Consider the following 19,219-nt stretch of genomic DNA (forward strand, 5'->3'; position numbering starts at 1 on the left):
TTGAGACCTTTCGATTCCCTGCGTCTGCTGGCGGTGCCCATCGTAGAGGGGACGGCAGGGGCACAAGAAGTTTGAGATGGGCATGTGATGGGTGTCGAGATGCGACACCCCGCCGCGGCACAGTCAGGACATGCCGACCGACGGTCGGCAGAGGCGACGGTGAACTGATTCGTGCGATCCGGCAAGACCTGTAGTGCTTTCACGCCGAGCCACCGTTCCATGGCGTGTGCCACTGCCGTCACGCGCATCCGACGTATACCCCTTGGAGGCTGTGACCGTGCCATTCGTCCGCTCATCGAAGCTCCGCTGCTGACGTCGCGACCAATTCGGTGCCGTCGTGTGTCGCAGACGGATGCACGATTCGATTTCGATCTTGATCAAGTTGGAGATATCTCGATGTGGTTTTCGCGTGTTTCACGGGTTTCTGTTCTCATCGTGGGTGCTGGTCCGACCGGGCTCATTCTCGGTATCGAGTTGTTGCGTCGTGGCGTGGAGTGTCGGGTGATCGACAGGCTCACCGCCTCGGTGATGACGTCGCGGTCGTTCACGGTGCATACCCGCACCCTGGAGTTGTTGGAGCAGGTCGGGATCGTCGAGGAGTTCCAGGACAGGGGTTTGCGGAGCGAGTGGATGGATTATCGCTTCGAGGGGTTCGAGGAAAAGGTGCAGTTGGATTTCACGCGCCTCGATAGTCGGTATCCCTATTACCGGACGATCAGCCAGCGCGACACCGAGGATATTCTGCGAGGTCATTTCATTGCGCTGGGTGGGAGTATCGGTTGGCATACCGAACTGGTTTCGGTGGCTGTCGACCCCGGCGGGGAAGTTGCAGCCACGTTGCGCGATACGAACAGCGGCGAAACCGAAACGGTTCGCCCTGAGTGGCTGATCGGGTGCGATGGCGTGCACAGCCGCGTCGCCGGTTACCTCGGGGCGGAGGTCACCAGCGCGGAGTACGTGGGGACCGCGATGCGGATGATGGACGTGACGCTATCGGGTTGCCCGGTGGAGGTCGGAGGTGTCGATTACCGCATCACCCGCGATCACATGCTGTTGACGACCGCGCTACCGGGTGGTCTGTGGCGGGTATTGATCAGCGGAACCGGAGATGCCCGCGAGATAGATGCGTCCGCGGCAGCATTCCAGACGGTGCTCGACGAGCATTTCGGCGGTGCGGTGCGGTTGGGTACCCCGGAGTGGACGACGGTGTTCCGGACACGGCGGCGGACGACCTCCCGGTATCGCAACGGGCGGATCCTCGTGTGCGGAGACGCCGGCCATGAGCGTTCCCCCGCAGGTGGGCAAGGCATGAACACCTCGATGCAGGACGCATTCAACCTCGGTTGGAAACTGGCCGCCGTCGTCAACGGCCATGCCCGGGAATCGCTGTTGGACACCTACGACGCCGAGCGGCGTCCGATCGCCGAACAGGTCGTAGCCGGCACCCACGAACTGCACTCGGTGCTGATGGATCACGGCCGCCCGGTCCCCGAGCGGCTGGCGATCGCCCAGGAACCCGGGTTCACCGAGCGAGCGGTGGGCCGGATCTCGGCACTGGCCTTCGGATATGGGCAGGCAACCCAGAAAGGCACCTACTCCGGGCAGCTCTTGGCCGGGGTGTCGGCCGGGGATCGAGCGCCCGACGTCGAGATCACCCCACGCCTACGGCTACACGAACGGTTGCGGCACGGCGGCCACACTCTGCTGGTCACCCACCGCGACCCCGACACCGCCGCGGACACCACGGCGCTGGTCATGGGTGTCCGTCGGGAATTCGGCCGCCGGGTCGAACCGGTGGTCGTGCTCCCGCCCGGATACCACGGACCCGGACCGGTCGGCGCGGTCGCTGCCGATTCGCGGCGGGTACACGATCTATACGGGGCACCCGAGGGTGACGCGGTGTGCCTCATCCGGCCCGACGGATACATCAGCGCCCGCTGCCCCCGCACCGAGCAGAACGCGCTGGTCTCGACCGTGCGCGACACGCTGACCTGACCTGACCTGACCTGACCGGTCGGTGCCGGTGACGAACACGTCACCCCAGGCCAGTTCCTCCCGCAGGGTTCGCGGGTTGCCCCCAGATATTGGAGACCGAGCCGGCTTCTCGGTCTCCTCACCCACGTTCGAAGAAACGGAACATGTCTTCTTTGCCCTCGATGCCCTCGATCTCTTATCCCGGCGCAGGACCGGTGGCCCGGTGTCCGGTCGCGCACGCATCACCAGAGGATTCCAGTGATCCGCGAACACCCATGTACACCCTGGAATTCGCGGCCGATCCGCACCGTGTCTACGCCGAACTGCGTGCGGAATTCGGTGATCTGGCGCCGGTCGATATCGCGCCCGGTGTGCCGGCCACACTGGTCCTCGGTCATAGGGTCGCGGTACGGATCCTGCACGACGTCGAGCATTTCCCCACCGACCCCCGCACCTGGCAGACCACAGTACCGGCGGATTCGCCAGTACTGCCGATGATGCGCTGGCTTCCGGCGGCCCGCTACAGCACCGGCCTCGACCACACCCGCTACCGGGAAGCGTCGAAGGACAGCATCGACGCCGTCGACGGCCACACGATGCACGCAGTCGTCGAAGACCTCGCCGTCCCGCTGATCAACACTTTCTGCGAGTCGGGATCCGCGGACCTGGTCGCCGACTACGCCCGTCCCCTCGTAATTGCGGTCCTCAACCAGATCATCGGCTGCCCAACCGAAATCGGGGCACGGGTCACCGCGGGAATGGCCGCACGTTTCGATACCGTCGGCGCGGCCGAAGGAATGACTCTGCTGCGGACAGCACTGACAGAACTGATCGACCTCAAACACCGGCATCCCGGCGACGACGCCACCTCACGGCTACTCGCCCACGAGCACGGCCTCGACGAAGGAGAAGTGCTCGCCCAATTGATGAGCTTCTATGGAGCCGGCGCAGAAGCGCAACCGAATCTGATCACCAACACCCTGCTGTTGATGATGACCGATGAGCGGTTCGGCGGTGGCCTGATCAGCGGCAGCCTGTCAACCCAAGACGCGCTGGACGAGGTGTTGTTCCACGACCCCCCGATGGCGAATTTCTGCACCACCTACCCCCGCACCCCCACCCTCATCGGCCAGACCTGGCTACCCGCCCACCAACCCGTGCTGATCAGCCTCGCCGCCGCCAACACCGACCCGAACGTCACCGCCGGTGACCTCACCGGCAACCGTTCCCACCTGGCCTGGAGCGTCGGCCCGCACGCATGCCCGGCCCGCACCCTCGCGTATCTGATCGTGCGTGACGCGATCGACCAACTCCTCGACGCGATCCCGGACATGGCCCTGGCCGTCCCAGCTGGGGACCTGACATGGCGACCCGGACCGTTCCACCGGGCCTTGACAGCACTACCGGTCGCCTTCCCTCCGACCCCGCCAGTGCCCCTCCCCGACACAACAACGCAGTCAAGGAGATGATCGTGAGTTCCCTGGCAATCCACCAACTCATCACCCTCGCCCACACCCGCCCCCGGACCAGGCACGGTGAAGGAACCAGCTCCCGCCCCGATATCGAAACCCCACCCGCGTCCAGTCGGTGCGACGACTGCGCCGTCGAACCGAGGTTCGATTCACTGGACGAGGCCATGCAAACCCGTGAAACACACACCGACCATGTACCACTGTGCCGTCAGTATCTGGGGGCAATTGCCTACCTCGGCGGTCTCCACAACGACGACTACGAATAACGACATCCCGAAGCCGATCGGAGACCCGCAGTGAATGACCGCACAGCAAACCGGCGGAACACACTTCTCGAATCGGCTCCCGGATCCCGGCCGCGATGGTGATTCGCACCGACAGTCGCTAAGACCCGCACAACGCCGTATCGCTCGCGTTGGCCGCATTACGTCGAGGACTTGACCGCGATCACCAGCGATGAAACCGCGGCCGGGCGACACCCCGATGCCTCGACACGCTCGGTCGCAGCGACGTCGAATTAACCACAAGGCCGGATACCGGAGAGGCACGACGGTTTCTGATGGACAACTGAGATCGTCGGTCTGGCCACCGCAGTGAACGCAGATCATTCCGTGGCCGACCGGTCCCGGGTCACTGAGCAGGGAGGGCGGCTCGCTGTTACCACGCCGAAAGCCGGGCTTCGCATGACTTCCGTTTGGTCCCCTCGGCAGCGGGGTTGGCACTGTGCACGGTGGTGAGGTCGCGGTTGCTGTTGTCGGACTTCACCGGGGTCGACGAAAGGGGAGGCTCGCCCCCCGCTTCGCCGGAGGGATCGGAGCACGGTTTGGCGGCAGTGAGGTCGTGGCTCAGGGGTCAGTGACGCTGCGGGCGATCGTGAGTGCGTTGACGCCGAGGTCGATGCGGATGTCCGGATAGGCGCTGTACTCGTCGATCTCGATGCCGACGGAGAGCCGATAGCTGGCACTACGGCCGACCTACTCGCCAACGCAGCCGCCGCGGTACTCGACGCCGTATCCAGCGAGGGCGCGATTCGGCGGGAGGATCGCGCTACTCTGTTCAGCCAGGTCCGCTCGATCCGACTCATGCGGCGGGCGTGAATTCGCGCGTCGACTATCTGTGCTGGCATCAACGTCATCCCTGCTCCGACGACGTAGAGAGGTTGGCAGGTGGCCCTGGGACTGCGGTGGCGAGCAGGATTTCTTGGGTTTGGGTGACGGGAGAGATGGCGAGGGTGAGTGAGTAGTGGTTGTCGGTGTCGGGGTGGTGGCACTGCAGGGGATTGCTGGTGTCGCGGCCGTAGATGATGTCGATGTTGTTGTGCCAGATCTCGTTGAAGGTGGGGTCTTTGGCGAGGTCGGCCAGGAGAGCGCGGGCTCGGGGGGAGTCGCGGTAGCGGGCGAGTCCGGGTCGTAGGGACGCGACGGTGTAGAGGGCTTCGGCCGGCCAGTTGAGCACTGCGGCCCTGCCGGTGGCGCTGAACATCCACTCAGGGATGCAGCCGATGTCGAACATGCCGGGCAAGGCTGTTCGCAACGCGTTATTGGCCGCGAGGACCTGCTTGAGCGGGTCGATGAAGGCGGCCGGTACGCCGTGCTGCTCGAGCTTGTCGAGATGCTGGACAAGCTGCGGCGTCCGGGCGATGAACCGGCGTAGGTGTGAGATCGGGGAGAGTCTGCGGGCGGGAGCGCGGAGTTCGCGCAGGTATTGAGCTTGGGCGCAGGAGAGTTCGTAGCCGGCGATGATTTGTTCCAGCAAGTCCAGGCTGGGTGTGCGTTTTCCGTCTTCGATCTGGCTGAGGTATGAGCTGCTGACCCTGTGGCGCTCGTGGGCGTCGGCGCGAGTCAATCCAAGATGTTCCCGGATGGTGAGCAGCGTGCTGGGTAGGTCGGGGATCCGCGCCTTCAGCGCGGGTCCAGAGTCGGGCGTGGATCGGTGTGTGGTCGTGGCCATGCGGCACCCCCCGGATGTGTGAGTCGACGAGGGCGGCACAGTTCTGCCAGTGAATTCCCGCCCCCGAGTGGACATCAAGGGATATCACACCCGAAAGTGGCCGGGCAACAGAAAAATTCAAGAAACATCTCCTGCAGTAGTGACGCGCGCCACGCTCCTGGGGTCCGCTGGTCGTACGACGGAACTCTTACGGGTTACGCAAAATTTTTCCGCGTAGCGCGTTCGCGCAGTACATCACCTATTTCGGGGATGGGAAAAATTGAGTTAACGCAAAATAGGTAACTGCAAACTCTTCCATTGCGACTTGTTTCGGGGTTTGGATAAGAGCGTCAATCCAAAGATCGGAAAGGAATTCGATGGACCCCTACATTGTTCTGAGCTGGGTAGACACCGGGCTGTCACTGCTCGCGAATGGGCTGTCGGTGGCTTCTCAGCTGGCCGGCATCGTGCTGGCTTTCATCTGATCCATTAGCCCGTGACGCCCGCTCTATCGGATTCTTCCGATGCCCCGGTAGAGCGGGTCCGGGCACGTTGATCATTCCTTCCGATACTTTCCCCTACCCCTCAATGAAGGGTTATTTCCGCATGCCTTTTTACCGATACCCGATTTCGTTCTTGCAGTCTCAGCCGTTACGGAATGGTCGTGAGCGCCGGTGCGGTGAATCGCACTGCGAACGGTATAGGCCAATCGCCTTTGCCTCTGGTGGCCGCATCGCATTGGCTGCGGCATTGCCCGTTGCCGTGTTGGTGGCTGCACACGGGACGGCGTCCGCGGCGGGTCCGTTGCCGGCGTCTATCGCTGACCAGCCGGGGGTCACGGGTCCCGCCCAACCGGGTACGAGCGCACCCCCTCCACCGCCTCCTGCACCGGAGCCGCCGGTGTATTACGCGCAGCCGCCGGAGGTCCGTAATGAGGCGCCCTCGCGTCCGGCCCCGCCGATCGAGGAGCCGGTGGAGCCGGTGCGGATCGAGCAACTGCATCTGCCCGCTCCGGTGCCAGCGGTGGCCCCGATTGCGCCTCCGCCGGACACGATCCGGATCGGTCAGTGGCAGGCCCCCAGCCCGCCGTGGGTGCCGCCGGAGGTCCGCGACACCATCAACGGCGCCGCGGCGACTGCTGAAGCTCAGGTCGCGACCGCGCTGGACTCGGTCGGTATCCCGGCGGGGCGCTCCGACCGTGTCAGCGGCGCCACCCTGGCCGGTGCCGGTCTCGGCGGCGCGGCCGGAGCCGCCGCCGTAGGTATTCCGGCAGCTGCCGCTGGTGCGGTGGTCGGTGGCCTGATCGGAGGCACCGTCGGAGGAATAGCCGGGGCCGCTTTGGGCACCGTGGTACCGATACCGGTGATCGGCACCGTCACCTCTGGCGTGGCCGGGACCGCGATCGGCGCGGCGGCCGGAGCCGCCGCGGGGGCGGCGATCGCCGGCATTCCGGTCGCGGTTGCGGGCGCCTTGGCCGGTGGCACCGTGGGTGCGGGGTTCGGAGCGGGCGTCGGGGTCGGGCAGCAGTGACCGCTGTGAACAGAACCCGCCACCGCGCCGTTGCCGCGCTGGTAGCCGGAGTATGTCTGGCTGCCGTCGCTGTGGTGAGTATTCCGGCTTCCGCCGCCCCCATAGGCAGTGAATGCGCAAGGTTGCACATCTTCGGGGTGCAAGGCACCGGCCAGTCCTCCCCGACCGCGGACCCGAGCACGGATTCGGGTGTCGTCGGGGCATTGATCGCTCCCGTCCTGGCGGCAGCTCCCGGTTTGGTGACCCGCAGCTACATTCCCTACAGCGCCGGATTCGGTGGTGCGGTGCCCGGTGGAGGCGCGGCCCCGTACACGGTGTCGGTCGCCGAAGCCCGTCACCGGCTGGATACAGCAGTGAACCAGCTCGCCGACATGTGTCCCGGGACGGCGATCGCGGCGGTCGGGTACTCCCAAGGTGCGCAGGCGGTGTCGTGGTTTGCCCGCGATATCGGCGCGGGCAGCGGACCGGTCCCGGCCGAGCGGATCGCGGGAATCGCGTTGTATGCCAACCCGGACCGGACACATTCTTCGCCGGTGTTTCCCGGTCGTCCGGGACAATTGTCCCCTGACCCTGCGCCGGGCACATCAGGTGAGGCGGTCGCGGGTGTGCAGATGAGTGCCCCGGCTGCGCCGGGCTCCGGGATCGCTGAACGCGGCACCGGCTACGGGACGCTGACGGGCCGGGTTGCCGATTTTTGCGCCGAGGGGGACTTGGCGTGCTCGGCGCCGGACCGAGCTGCGCTGCTGCGGCTCGGCGCCGAGATAGCCGCGCGAGCCGATCTGCGTGACCCGCTGGCCGCGGTGAACTCGCTGGCCGCGCTGCTGTCGGCTGCGCTGGGTGACGCGTGGACCACCGTGCTGCTGAACGACTTCCACCTCACCCCCGGCCGCGTCGACTACCAGCCCACGGTGCCGTTGGCGCAAAGGCTGATCGACGCCGCCGACCCCCGACTCCCCACCCCGGGGCCCGCCGAGCACACCGCGGCGTCGGCCCGATGGAACGCGATCACCGCCACCGTCGCCACGAACCCGCTAAATGTTGTCCCTGCCCTGGTCGGGCAGCTCGGTGCGGCATGGGGGCAGCTGCTGGACGATAACGCCGCACTGCTCGACCCGGCGGTTTGGGTCCGCTTCGCCGGCACCGTGGCCGCGCATACCGACTACGCCACCGGCGGACTCCTCGTTTCGGGCGCCGCCTGGATGACCGCGCTGGCCCACGACCTCGCAGGAGGATCATTGTGACGGACACCGCCACGGCTACGGCCGACGACTTCTACGACGCACCGCCTATTGGCTTCGAGTCCGCAGCCGGAACAATTCTGCGACGTCGCCCGGTGATCTTGCCCGGTCTCGCGGGCGTGAGTACCGCATGGCAGGTGGTGTATGCCACGCGCACAGGGTTCGGGGTCCCGGTCCCGGGCTCGGGAACTGTAGTGATACCCGACCCCGCAACAGCCGCAGGCGGGCCTCGGGTCTTGCTGTACTGCCCGACCTTTCACGGTCTAGGTGGCCAGTGCGCGCCGTCGCAGAAACTGGCTGCCGGGACCGAAAGCGAAGCCCCACAGATCCAGGCCGCCCTCGCCCACGGCTGGACCGTCGCAGTACCCGACGGGATCGGCCTCGGAATAACCGGTGGCGGCCCGCATCTGTGGCTTTCGGGTGCAGGAGCAGCGCACGCCGGACTCGACCTGGTACGTACAGTTCCCGAACTCCTGGGCCCCGACGCGGCAACGGCCGCTTCGGTGGTCTGGGGTTTCGCCGACGGGGGACGCGCCGCAATATGGGCTGCCGAATTCGCCCCACGATATTCCCCCGATGTCGACTTACGCGGAGTAGTCGCCGGCGCCGTTCCCGCCGATTTGCGTTCGCTGGCCAAAGTTCTCGATGGCGCCCCGTGCGCCGGGCTGGTGCTGGCTGGACTGGCCGGGTTGGGACGTGCCTATTCCCACCTGCCGATGGACCACCTGCTCACCCCGTTCGGTGCGCTCGCCGCCCGGCAGGCGGTGGAGCTGGATGTGGCCGGGCTGCTCGCACAGCATCCAGGCTGCTCATTGAGCCGCTGGTGCGAACGCCCCGACCCGTGGAACGACCCCATGTGGAGCTATGTCCTGCGTACCGAACACCGCAGTGGACACCTCCCACAGGTCCCGGTGCACCTCTACCACGGCAGCAACGACCCGTTGATCCCCATCGCAATGGGCCGACAACTCGCCGAGGACTACCGCGCAGCTCAAGTACAGGTCAGCTGGCGTGAATATTCCAGCGACCACACCGCCAACGCCACCACCGAGGACGCCCTCGACCACGCTGCCGAATTCCTGACAGCCCCACACAGCCCCGACCCACAGCCCTGAGACCGCTTGACCGCCCTCGTCCACGACCTCGAACGGGAGCCACCCGTGAACATCACCGACTTCTATCAGACACCGAACCTGTGCGAAGGGCTGCGGCCCGGCGACCTCATGCGCACCCGCGCGGTATTCACCCCGCAAATCGAGGCCGCCGCGGAAGCGTGGCAGATCGTTTACGTCTCCACCAATTCCCGCTCCCAGCTCATCGCGGCCTCGGCGATCGTGCTGATCCCCGACGCGGTCCCCGAGCCCGGCACCACCGCGATCCTGCTGTATTGCCCGCCCTTCCGCGGCCTGGGAGGTGTATGCGCGCCGTCGCAACTGCTGGCGACCGGGACCGAACCCGACACCGCCGCCATCGAGGCCGCCCTGGAGCGGGGATGGGTGGTGGCCATCCCCGACGGCCACGGGCTCGGTGTCGGTCCCGGGCCGCATGCCTTCCTTGCCGCCCGCGCCGGCGCGAGGCTCGTGCTCGATCTCGCCCGAGCCGTCTACCGGGGCGCGAACCTGGATCTACCTATCGCCCCGGTGGTGGTCTGGGGCTATGCCGATGGTGGGCGAGTAGCTGCGGCTGCCGGGGAGGTGCATCCGTGGTATGCGCCCGAGGTGGACCTGCGTGGTACCGCAGCCGGCGCCGTCGCCTCCGACCTCGCCGCCCTGGCACCGGTCATCAGCCAGGGCCCGGACCCGGGACTGGGACTGGCCGCGCTGATCGGGCTGGCACGCGCCTACGACCCGCTTCCCCTGCGCCATGTACTCACCGAGGACGGAATCGCCGCCGCAGCCGAAGCACAGCACCTCACGGGCATCGAACTGCTGCAACAGTTCTCCCACCCGCTGGCGCACTGGTGTCGGCGCCCCGATCCCTGGAACGACCCCTGGTGGCGGCGGGTACTGGCGCTCGAGACCCTCGCCCATGTCACACCGGCGACGCCCCTGCACCTGTATCACGGTGAACTCGACCCGATCGTGCCCGTGCACGCCGGCCGACGCACACTCATCGCCTACCGGCAACGCGGCGCCGCGGTGAGCTGGCGAGAGTACGACGCCGACCACCGCTCCACCGCGCACCTGGCCATCGGCGATGTCCTCGCCCGGCTCGCCGACAACATCACCAGCCGACCGGCAACCGCACCCGTCCAGGGCTACCACGCGGGGGAGGAGGGCGCCGAGCACACGAGCCACCACTGACCCCTCCGGGGGACCCTGCCCGCACCTCCGCTCTTCCCCCTGCCGGGTGCGGGCAGGCCCCCGGAGCAATCCCCACCGACCCGAGATCAACACCGACGAGGCGAGGTGAATGAGGTACCCCGACCCACCACCCGATGACGACGACGCCTGGGCGTGGCTGGACGAGCAACGACCCACGCCCGAGCTGCACGCCGTGCCCGATCCCGACCCGGACCCCGAACTGCCGGAGGACCGTTGGCTGGTCGCACTGCCGCGGACTTCCGACACCGGCGTCACCGGTGGCCATCGGGCACGATGGTCCGCGGTGCGGAATCGGGTACCGGCCGGGGGCTGGGCGGTGCCGGCCGCTGTCGTCGCGAGCCTGATCGGTGTGGTGGCGTTATCGGTTGATTCCTGTGAGGCAGGCGCACCAGCGGTCACCACGGCGTCTCCCAACACGGCACTCGCGCCGGAGGGCGCGTGTACCGGGTTGTCGGGCACGGTGGTCACCGACCATGCCGGTGACCCCGCCACGGTGCCCGGCGTGATCGCCTCATTCCAGGCTGCCTACTATCTGAGCCGCGACGCCGAGGCGGCGATGCGGCTGCTGGCGCCCGAGTCCGGGATCGGCTTCGACGGGCTCGCCGCCGGCATCGTGTCGATCCCGCGCGGCACCGCGCATTGCGTGGCGATCACCCCGATCTCGGCGACCACCGCGAACGTGCACATCGTCGAACTGCGCGCCGAGGGGCAACGCATCGACTACCTCCAAGTCGTCAATACCCGCCCTGGTGAGGGCCGTGCGTTGCTGATCACCAATATTCAGAGGCAAGGATGACCCCGGCCACCGGTTTGGCACCGTGAACGCCTCACCTGTGCGCACAGGCCCGCAGGCGCCGCTGCTGATCGCGGTCGCGGGCCTGAGTCCACGCGCCGGGACCACCACAACCACCCTGGCTCTCGCCCGCACCTGGCCCGGTCCGGAACCCACTCTGATCGTGGAAGCCGACCCCGCAGGCGGGCAGCTCGCCGACATGGCGGGTGCTGACCCATATCTCGGGTTGGCGAGCCTGGCCCGCATGGTCACCACCGGTGCGCCGATCGACCCGGATAGCCTGGCCCGGCACGTGCAGTTCCTACCCGGCGGAGAGGCGCTGCTGGCCGCGCCAACTCACCGCGATCCCGGCCGCGCGGCTTTCACCGTTGAGCTGTTGGCCGGTCCGTCCCCGAGCTGGCGCAACCTCGGGGCTACCGTGTTCGCCGATTGCGGGGCCCCCGAGCCGGATTCGGATATAGAGCCGGTGATGGCTGCTGCCGATGCCTGCCTGGTGGTTGTGCGTTCTGATCACTGGGACTCTGATTCGGCCGCCCACCGGATCCGCGTACTCGCCCGCCACAGCACCCACCCGGGGATCGTCCTCGTTGGTGCCGATGCCCGCGGTGAGTTCGCTGCCGCCCTCGGGCTCCCACTGCTGGGTGCCCTGCCCGACAGCCGGGCCCGCGCCGAGGCGCTGTTGCACGGCACCCGCGTGCCACGCCGCCGCCGCGGCGCGCCCCTCCTCCCGGCAGCCCGAGACATCGCTGCGGACTTGAACATCCGTCTCCGCACCCCCGCCCGCGGTGACAGGCAGCCCACAGAACAGCTCGCCAGGGCCGCCGCACGCCGCAACGGCCGAACCCGCCACCAGAACGCCCCTCCGACGACCTACCGCATCGAACAGCCACCAGCGGCCACACCGGACCCGCGCACACCCGGGCCAGCGGTCGCGGAACCCACTGCACCGCCGCCAGCCCCCGACCCAGTCCTCGGCCGCGGGCGCGAAGATGCCGGCCACCTCGGTGAGGAAGAACTCGTCGCGGCGCCCGAGCCCGGCTTCGTCATCGCACCCACGGACTCTCCACCGGTTCCGGCGCCGCACGAGGCTGCGCCTGCCTTGGTATTGCGGGTGTTCGGGCCTACACGGATCTTCTGGAGTGCGCGGGGCGCTGCGGAGGGTGTGGAGGTCACCGCGCAGTTTCAGCCCCGCGTTCGTGAGCTGCTGACGGTGCTCGCCCTGCATCCGGAGGGGTTATCGCGGGCTCAGTTGATCGACATGTTGTGGGGTGAACGCCCACCCGGGCGGGGCACCAGCGCGCTCACCAACACCATGAGCCGACTACGGACCTCCCTCAGCGCTGTGACCGGCGGGCAGATCACCGGGCTGGTCACCGACGACCGGCTGCACTGCCGCTTGGAGAGCACAGTGCTCGGCGTCGACTACTGGGACTTCAACGCCGCCGTCGCCGAACGCCGCGCGGGCAGCGACACCGACCAGGTTGCCGCGGCCCGCCGTATCGCGGACCTGGCCACCCGCGAACTGGCCAGCGACCTCACCGATACCTGGGCAGAAGCGCTACGTGAATCGGCACGACGCAACGCGCTCAACGCCTTGAGCTGGCTGGCCGCCCGCAATACCGAAAATGATCCGCGTGCCACCCTGGGCCTGCTCGAGAAAACCGCCGAGAACGACCCCTACAACGAAGCCGTCTGGCAAGACATTCTCCGCCTCCACGCCCGCCTCGGCGAATACGCCGCCCTCGCACGCACCTACTCACTCCTCACCCGCACCCTAGCCGAAATAGGCCAAACCCCCAGCGCTGAGACTCGGCAACTCCTCGCCCAGCTCCGCCGCACCACCCAATAGAGAAGAACCAGCCCCGACATTCTGTACTCGGCGAATACCGATCGTCGCGTAAATGTCATTGCTACGATCATGGGAATGGTGCCAAATTGCCTGTGCCCGCATTTTCCGGCATATTCTGAACGACATCGATCAGAGACTATCTCCGGCAGCTGATCGGCGGCGGTTTCTGTGCAGTGGCTCGATCGAAGGTGGGGTGGTTCGATGAAAAATAATCCGTGCGCTGTTCGGTGGTGAGGTTCCGTGCACTATTCGGTGCAATGATCAAACCGGACCACCCTGCCGTGCCAAAATAGCAGGTAGATCGGTATGTATCCGGCGGGGTGTTACCCGGGATTGTCTATACACAAAGCTGTATAGACATGCTCGGGCGGCCCGTGTGCCCGCGTCTGTCCGGCTGTCACTCTGTCGGTAACCGCCTCTCACCCCCTCTCACCCCCTCTGAATCCACTTATCTCCATTCCCTTTCCATTCTTTATTCTTCTGTCCGGCTTGAATCGGTTATTCCTTTTTGAAACACCGACACGGCCGGCCTCGGTGGCGCGCGCATTTCTTCCCTGTCTTGCGCGGTCGAATTCGCGTGGTCGAGGCAGAATTCCGTAAATATTTCGTCCTTTTCGGGTTGTGAGCACACTGTGAGTCGAGCTAGCGTCGAGCCGTTCCCGGAATTCGCCGGGAAATCAACGGAAATCCTATTGGTGGCCTCGCTACACGTATGCCACGATCCGCGCATTGGTGCGTGAAATGGGATTGAACTTTCAGGAGATGAAATGGCAAGCAACGCGACTCCGGCCCCCGCAACTGGTGCTCGTTTGGGCAATGGGGAATTGCGGCGCATGGTCGCCGGTGCGCTGGTGGATGCTGCGGGTGACGAGCTATCACCCCGTGAGATCGCGAAAACCCTCGCGCGGTCGTCCGGGGCTGTCGGTAACGCGCTTGAGGCCCTGACCGCCGCCGGGCACGCCGACCGCACCTCGGCCTCACCGCGCCGCTATTGCGCCAACGCAAACACCGCCTCCGCCGCTACCCCGGCCCCCGCCACCACGCCTACCGCACCCACCCCGGCCCCCGGCGGATCCGCCACCCCGGCCGCACCACGCCCCCGCAAAACACCCAAAGCCAAAACAACACCCAAAACCCCGGCGCGCACCGGGAACACGGTGGTCCGCCCGAACGGGCAGGACTACCACGTGCGCAAGCTCGCCGGGCGCGCCGATGTGGATGTGTTGCAGACGATGCGCACCGCCGAGGTCCCGGTGCTGCTGTACGGCCCGCCGGGAACGGGCAAAACCTCGCTGATCGAGGCCGCCTACGGGGATCTGCTGACCGTGCAGGGTGACGGGGACACCACGGTCGCCGATTTCGTGGGCGAGTACACCCAGAACCCCGACGGAACTTTCGTTTTCGTGCACGGCCCGCTGGTCCGCGCGATGCGTGAGGGCCGGGTGCTGTTCATCGACGACGCGACTCTCATCCCGCCGACCGTGCTGTCGGTGGTGTACCCGGCGATGGACGGCCGCCGCGAGATCGTGATCAAAGCCCACGGCGGCGAGGTCGTGAAAGCCGAGCCTGGGTTCTTCGTGGTGGCCGGACACAACCCCGGGGTCCACGGGGCGATCCTGTCCGATGCGCTGGCCTCCCGGTTCGCGTTCCAGGTGCAGGTCGGCAGCGACTACGACCTCGCCGGACAGCTCGGGGTCGACAGGCGGGCCGTGAAAGTGGCGCGCACGCTGGCCCAGCGGCAGGCCAAAGGCGAGGTCGGGTGGGCGCCGCAGCTGCGCGAACTGCTGGCGTTCCAGAAAATCGCCACCGCCACCGACACGAACACCGCCGCCGCGAATCTCCTCGGCGCCGCCCCCGAGGACGACCGCCCTTTCGTGGCCGCTGTGGTCCGCACGGTGTTCGGCACCTCACTGGAACCCCTGGCCCTCGGCGCCCGCCTCTAACCCCGCCCAGCTCCGACCACACATTACGAAAGGCGTTACCCGCCATGACCGGCCACGTGATCACTGCCCCCGCCCCCGCCCCCGCCCCCGCCCCCGCCCCCGCCCCCGCCGCCGCTGCTGCCCCGACGACCGCCCCCGCTACGCCCGCACCTGCCTCGGCCTCTGTGCCTGTCACCGGCGGATGGGCCACGCTCTCGGCCGCGATGACCGCCGAGGCCCCGCCGATCGCCGACCGTGAGGACTTGTCCGTGACGATCGCCCCCGGTGCTGCTTTCGGGCACCCGGCGGTGTTCATGCCGGGCCGTGCGGCGATCGAGATCGACGGCACCCGCCTGGCCATCGACCCCGCCACCGCCCGCCCGGAACGCACTAGCGACCGCAACCGCTACCCGGCGGTGTGGGGTGCGTTTGTGCACGAGTGCGCCCACGCCAAGCACACGAGGTGGACCCCGCCGCTGGTGGCGCACCCGGGGGTTGTCGATGCCGCGATGCTGCTCGAGGAATCCCGGATCGAGGCCGCCCAAATTTGCCGCCGCCCCGATGACCGGCATTGGTTGCGTGCCAGCGCCACCGAGATCGTGATCGGCGACAACGGCGGCGCGATCGCCGCCGCCCAGATTCCGCCCACCCCCTACAACGCAGCCCGCAACGCAGCCCTCATCCTGGCCCGCCACGACGGCGGCATCCTCGACAAGGCGGAATGCGCGCCCGCCGCCACCGCGATCGAGGCCATCCTCGGCACCGACACCCTCGACAAACTCCGCGCGATTTGGCGCGAGGCCCACACCACGGCCGACAACGACGCCGCCGCCATGCTCGAGCTCGGGCAGCGCTGGCTCGATCTGATCGGCCCCGACCCCCACACCGACCCCGTACCGGACTCGCCGCTGGGGGCCGCGATCGGCGACACCGTAACCAACATCGGCAACGCGGTCGCCACCTCGCCGGTGGAACCCGACCCCGCCGAGATCGCCGCCGCCGCCCGTGACGCCGCCCGGCAGGCCGCCGCCGATGCTGTTTCGCAAGCGGGAAAGGTGTTCGGCGACGGGTCGGGCCGGGGTCGGACTGAGAGCAGGCGGCGGACCCGTGCCGCCCGGCCGGACGAGCACAGCGCTGCCCGGGTGCTGGCCCGTGCCCTCAACACTGCCGCTACCCGGGAACGGACCACGGTGCGAACGACTTCCGCGCTGCCGCCGGGCCGGTTGCGGATGCGCGGCGCGCTGGCGCGTGAGGCCCAACGCGCCGCCGGGGCCATCCCGACCGCCGAACCGTTCACCCGCACCACCCGCAAAACCGTTCCTCTGCCACCGTTGCGAGTCGGTATTGCCTGTGACGTGTCCTCCTCGATGGAGGAGTACGCCGCCCCGGTGGCCTCGGCCGCGTGGATCATCGCCCGCGCGGCCGAGCTGGCCACCATGCCCGCCGACACCGCGACCGTGACCTTCGGGGCCTCGGTCAAACCGATCACCTACCCCGGCACTGCCCCGGCCCGGGTCACCGAATTCAGTTGCCCGGATTACCTCCACGTCATCGACGCCGCTGTCGAGGCCCTCGACGGTGCCCTCGGCCTGGCCCGGCCTGGCGCGACCCGGCTGTTGGTGATCATCTCCGACGGCCACTACAGCGGCGGCAACCGCGACCGCGCCCAGCAACGGGTCGACGCGCTGCGCGCTGCCGGGTGTGCGGTGCTGTGGCTCGCACCGGCCGACAGCGACCCGAACCCGCTGACCGGGGTGAACATGCACTTGGTCACCGACCCGGCCACTACCGCCGCCGCCATCGGCCGCGCCGCCACCACCGCAGTCCGCAACGCATAACCCACACCACCCTGGGGCGCGGTCCCGCACCGCGCCCCCAGAAGCGGTGAAACCAGGCACTACCCGGCCGGACCGAACCTCGGCCAACGAACAGCACCCACGAAAACAGGCCACCACCACACCCGATGGAGGACACGACATGAACCACCCCACCCACAACCCCACCACCGTCACGGGCCGCTCGGGTCCCGGTGCCGCCAACACGGCACAGGCCCGGCTGGCGGCGGCGTTCGCGCTGCCGCTGGGGCCGGTGCGTGAACAGCGCATCACCGAGGCCGTCCTCGAACTCGTCGCCGCCGAGATCGGCGACCGTCATCCCGCCATCACCACGGTGTTGTTCGACTGGGAACCCTACGGCGGCCTCGGCGTCGCCGGATTCCGCGACCGCCACGGCAACCCGGTCGCCGATCACCAACTCGACCTCGATATCACCCGCTACGCCACCGATATCCGCGCCATCACCGATACCGCCCTCACTCGTCCGCGACCCCATGAGCCGGGCCTCTTCCGACTCGACCTCACGACCACGACCAGCCACGACTGCACGACAGACACGCCTATGACGACCACCCCCAGCGTGGGCGACCGGGTCCGTATCACCGGCCCGCTGCCCGGCGACCCCGACCCCTTCGAACTCGGCGCCACCGGCACCGTCACCCACCTCAGCGCGCCACGCCCGGGCCAGATACACGTCGACTGGGATAACGGACGCTCGCTGATCCTGCTCGACAGCGACCCGTTCGAAATACTCCCGGCCGAGTCCATCGACAAACCCTAGCCGCCACCTGACCAGGTTGGGGCCGCCCACCAGGGCGGCCCCAACCTCGTCGGCCACCCCGAGGTTTCAAACGTCGTCATCGCCCTGCCATGGCCGTCGGTCCTCGTGCAGGCCAGTCATGCCGCCGGGCAGGCGGGCCCTCTGCGCAGCCCGGTGGCGGGCGACACCTCGATCACCTGCTGTCCCTTGCCCGGAAGTCGGCGAATCATGAACCGGGTGGTCACGCCACCCCGGGAACGGCCGATATTCCGCCCGTGCACTATTGCCGTGGTTGTTTCGGCGAAGTTCGGTCTTTCGCTGGGTGCGGGAGGATATGCTCCCCATGGAGTGTCAGGCCGCGCACGCGCTCCTCTTCCTCGCCTGAGTTGCCTCGCCCACGCCGGTTCGGTGACGTTGATGGCCAAGGTCCTTCCCGGGGCCCGCGTTCACACCTTTCCCCTGTTCGCATGCTTATTTCGTCGCAGGCAGGGTGGCGTGGGCACCTCTGTCGGGAATGGACGAGAACATGCCGAAGAACACCAGTGCGCGCCGGCGACGCCGGGCTCGCAGGATCGAGGCCGAGGACGGCGTGAAATACAGGCAAGCTCTCATGCGCGGCGACGAAACCACTGCGCGAGCCCGCGAGCAGGCCGCGAAGAACTCGTGGTTGCGGCCCGTGAAGTCCGAGATCGACGGAGTCGAAAAGTACTCGCGTCTCGAGGATGCCGAACAGCTCGGCCAAGACGGCTTGGCGGATCCGACCTGTGCCGACGTCGTTGCCGCGGCGGATGTCCTGTTGCCGAGGGTCCGTGCGCTTCGGTCCGCCAAGCTGAAGCCGACGACCGTGCTCGTGCCCTCCTGGCAGCGACACCGGCTGACCCAGAACGAGGCAAACGAGCAATTCCGCACAACGATCCGGGAGGTACTCGACGACCTGAACCGCGTTCGTGAAGACGCCGACCTCCACTGTATGGAGTGGACGACCGTTGCCGCGGCCTACTACGGAGTGCGCGTCACACTCAATAGGCTGGAACGGACCACCAGCGGGCCGCTACACGCCCGACTCGAAGCGGCCATGGACGCGGCCAACATACTGTCCCTGACGGCCGAAGCCGTCCACAGTAGAGGCTGCCTCCTCGGCGCGGACCGTTCCCGCCGCCTGGGCTGGGGGTACTCACCCTGCGATGGCGGTGAGGTCCGTGTGCGCGTAAGGATCTTCGATGACGACACCCTCGTGACCGTCCCCGGGTGCCCCCGACACGCCGCTGAAGAGATCGTCAACTGCGACTACGACGTCGAGGACGGCATGACCGGTGTCGAGGTGATGGGCGGTACGACCGCTGATCTCGACACGATCTACGACCTCGCCGAACAGGTACGCCACGAACGTGACCAGCTCCAGCACGAACAGGAAAAGAACACGTCCGGGGGACGGAGTGTGCCCGTGCCGCCGTGGCGCAACCGCCAGGATCACTGGTAGTGGCCCTGGGCAGGATGCTCGCTGACGTGTCGCCGGTGTCTGTCGCGGCGGTGATAGACGGCCCAGGTGGGGCGGGCCAGGCGTTCTCCGGTGTGCGCGGTGATCGGGCAGAA

The 19,219-nt window shown here is 67.5% G+C and carries 14 protein-coding genes; 13 read left to right on the forward strand and 1 reads right to left on the reverse strand.

Annotated elements, in window-relative coordinates; genetic code table 11:
* Window positions 1-396 precede the first annotated feature (396 nt).
* The 3 genes from ABZV91_RS09085 (at window position 397) to ABZV91_RS09095 (ending at window position 3,712) form a co-directional block, all read left to right on the forward strand.
* Entirely contained in the window at window positions 397-1,995 is a 1,599-nt protein-coding gene (locus ABZV91_RS09085; protein ID WP_355237771.1) for an FAD-dependent monooxygenase, read from the forward strand.
* A 254-nt stretch (window positions 1,996-2,249) separates the two neighbouring features.
* On the forward strand, window positions 2,250-3,443 hold the full coding sequence (locus ABZV91_RS09090; protein ID WP_355237774.1) for a cytochrome P450: 1,194 nt from the start codon (window positions 2,250-2,252) through the stop codon (window positions 3,441-3,443).
* Between the two features lie 2 nt (window positions 3,444-3,445).
* Window positions 3,446-3,712, forward strand: coding sequence for a hypothetical protein (locus tag ABZV91_RS09095; protein WP_355237777.1), 267 nt, complete (start codon window positions 3,446-3,448; stop codon window positions 3,710-3,712).
* An 865-nt stretch (window positions 3,713-4,577) separates the two neighbouring features.
* Here ABZV91_RS09095 and ABZV91_RS09100 read toward each other — a convergent pair.
* Window positions 4,578-5,396 (reverse strand): helix-turn-helix domain-containing protein, encoded by an 819-nt coding sequence (locus tag ABZV91_RS09100; RefSeq protein WP_355237780.1) that lies wholly within the window; start codon window positions 5,394-5,396, stop codon window positions 4,578-4,580.
* Between the two features lie 879 nt (window positions 5,397-6,275).
* On the opposite strand from ABZV91_RS09100, the gene ABZV91_RS09105 reads away from it, so the two are divergent.
* The 10 genes from ABZV91_RS09105 (at window position 6,276) to ABZV91_RS09150 (ending at window position 19,106) form a co-directional block, all read left to right on the forward strand.
* The gene (locus ABZV91_RS09105) at window positions 6,276-6,905 is read left to right on the forward strand and encodes a hypothetical protein (RefSeq protein ID WP_355237783.1); all 630 of its coding nucleotides are present in this window, start codon (window positions 6,276-6,278) and stop codon (window positions 6,903-6,905) included.
* A gap of 5 nt (window positions 6,906-6,910) precedes the next feature.
* Window positions 6,911-8,146, forward strand: coding sequence for a cutinase family protein (locus ABZV91_RS09110; RefSeq protein ID WP_355237786.1), 1,236 nt, complete (start codon window positions 6,911-6,913; stop codon window positions 8,144-8,146).
* Window positions 8,147-8,379: 233 nt separating this feature from the next.
* Window positions 8,380-9,258: a lipase family protein gene (locus ABZV91_RS09115; protein WP_355237789.1), complete on the forward strand. Its 879-nt coding sequence runs from the start codon at window positions 8,380-8,382 to the stop codon at window positions 9,256-9,258.
* A 45-nt stretch (window positions 9,259-9,303) separates the two neighbouring features.
* Window positions 9,304-10,446 carry a lipase family protein gene (locus ABZV91_RS09120; protein ID WP_355237791.1) on the forward strand — a complete coding sequence of 381 codons (1,143 nt, stop codon included), beginning with the start codon at window positions 9,304-9,306 and terminating at the stop codon, window positions 10,444-10,446.
* Between the two features lie 109 nt (window positions 10,447-10,555).
* Window positions 10,556-11,263: a hypothetical protein gene (locus tag ABZV91_RS09125; protein ID WP_355237794.1), complete on the forward strand. Its 708-nt coding sequence runs from the start codon at window positions 10,556-10,558 to the stop codon at window positions 11,261-11,263.
* A gap of 22 nt (window positions 11,264-11,285) precedes the next feature.
* Window positions 11,286-13,109: a BTAD domain-containing putative transcriptional regulator gene (locus ABZV91_RS09130; RefSeq protein WP_355237797.1), complete on the forward strand. Its 1,824-nt coding sequence runs from the start codon at window positions 11,286-11,288 to the stop codon at window positions 13,107-13,109.
* A gap of 767 nt (window positions 13,110-13,876) precedes the next feature.
* A complete protein-coding gene (locus ABZV91_RS09135; protein WP_063062203.1) occupies window positions 13,877-15,052 on the forward strand; it encodes an AAA family ATPase in 1,176 nt (391 codons plus the stop codon).
* Between the two features lie 248 nt (window positions 15,053-15,300).
* A complete protein-coding gene (locus ABZV91_RS09140) occupies window positions 15,301-16,869 on the forward strand; it encodes a VWA domain-containing protein (RefSeq protein WP_355237800.1) in 1,569 nt (522 codons plus the stop codon).
* A 139-nt stretch (window positions 16,870-17,008) separates the two neighbouring features.
* A complete protein-coding gene (locus ABZV91_RS09145; protein ID WP_355237803.1) occupies window positions 17,009-17,647 on the forward strand; it encodes a hypothetical protein in 639 nt (212 codons plus the stop codon).
* Window positions 17,648-18,152: 505 nt separating this feature from the next.
* Window positions 18,153-19,106, forward strand: a complete 954-nt coding sequence (locus tag ABZV91_RS09150) for a hypothetical protein (RefSeq protein ID WP_355237805.1) — start codon at window positions 18,153-18,155, stop codon at window positions 19,104-19,106.
* The last annotated feature ends 113 nt before the right edge of the window (window positions 19,107-19,219 follow it).

This window comes from Nocardia sp. NPDC004568, from assembly GCF_040609955.1.
GTDB lineage: Bacteria > Actinomycetota > Actinomycetes > Mycobacteriales > Mycobacteriaceae > Nocardia.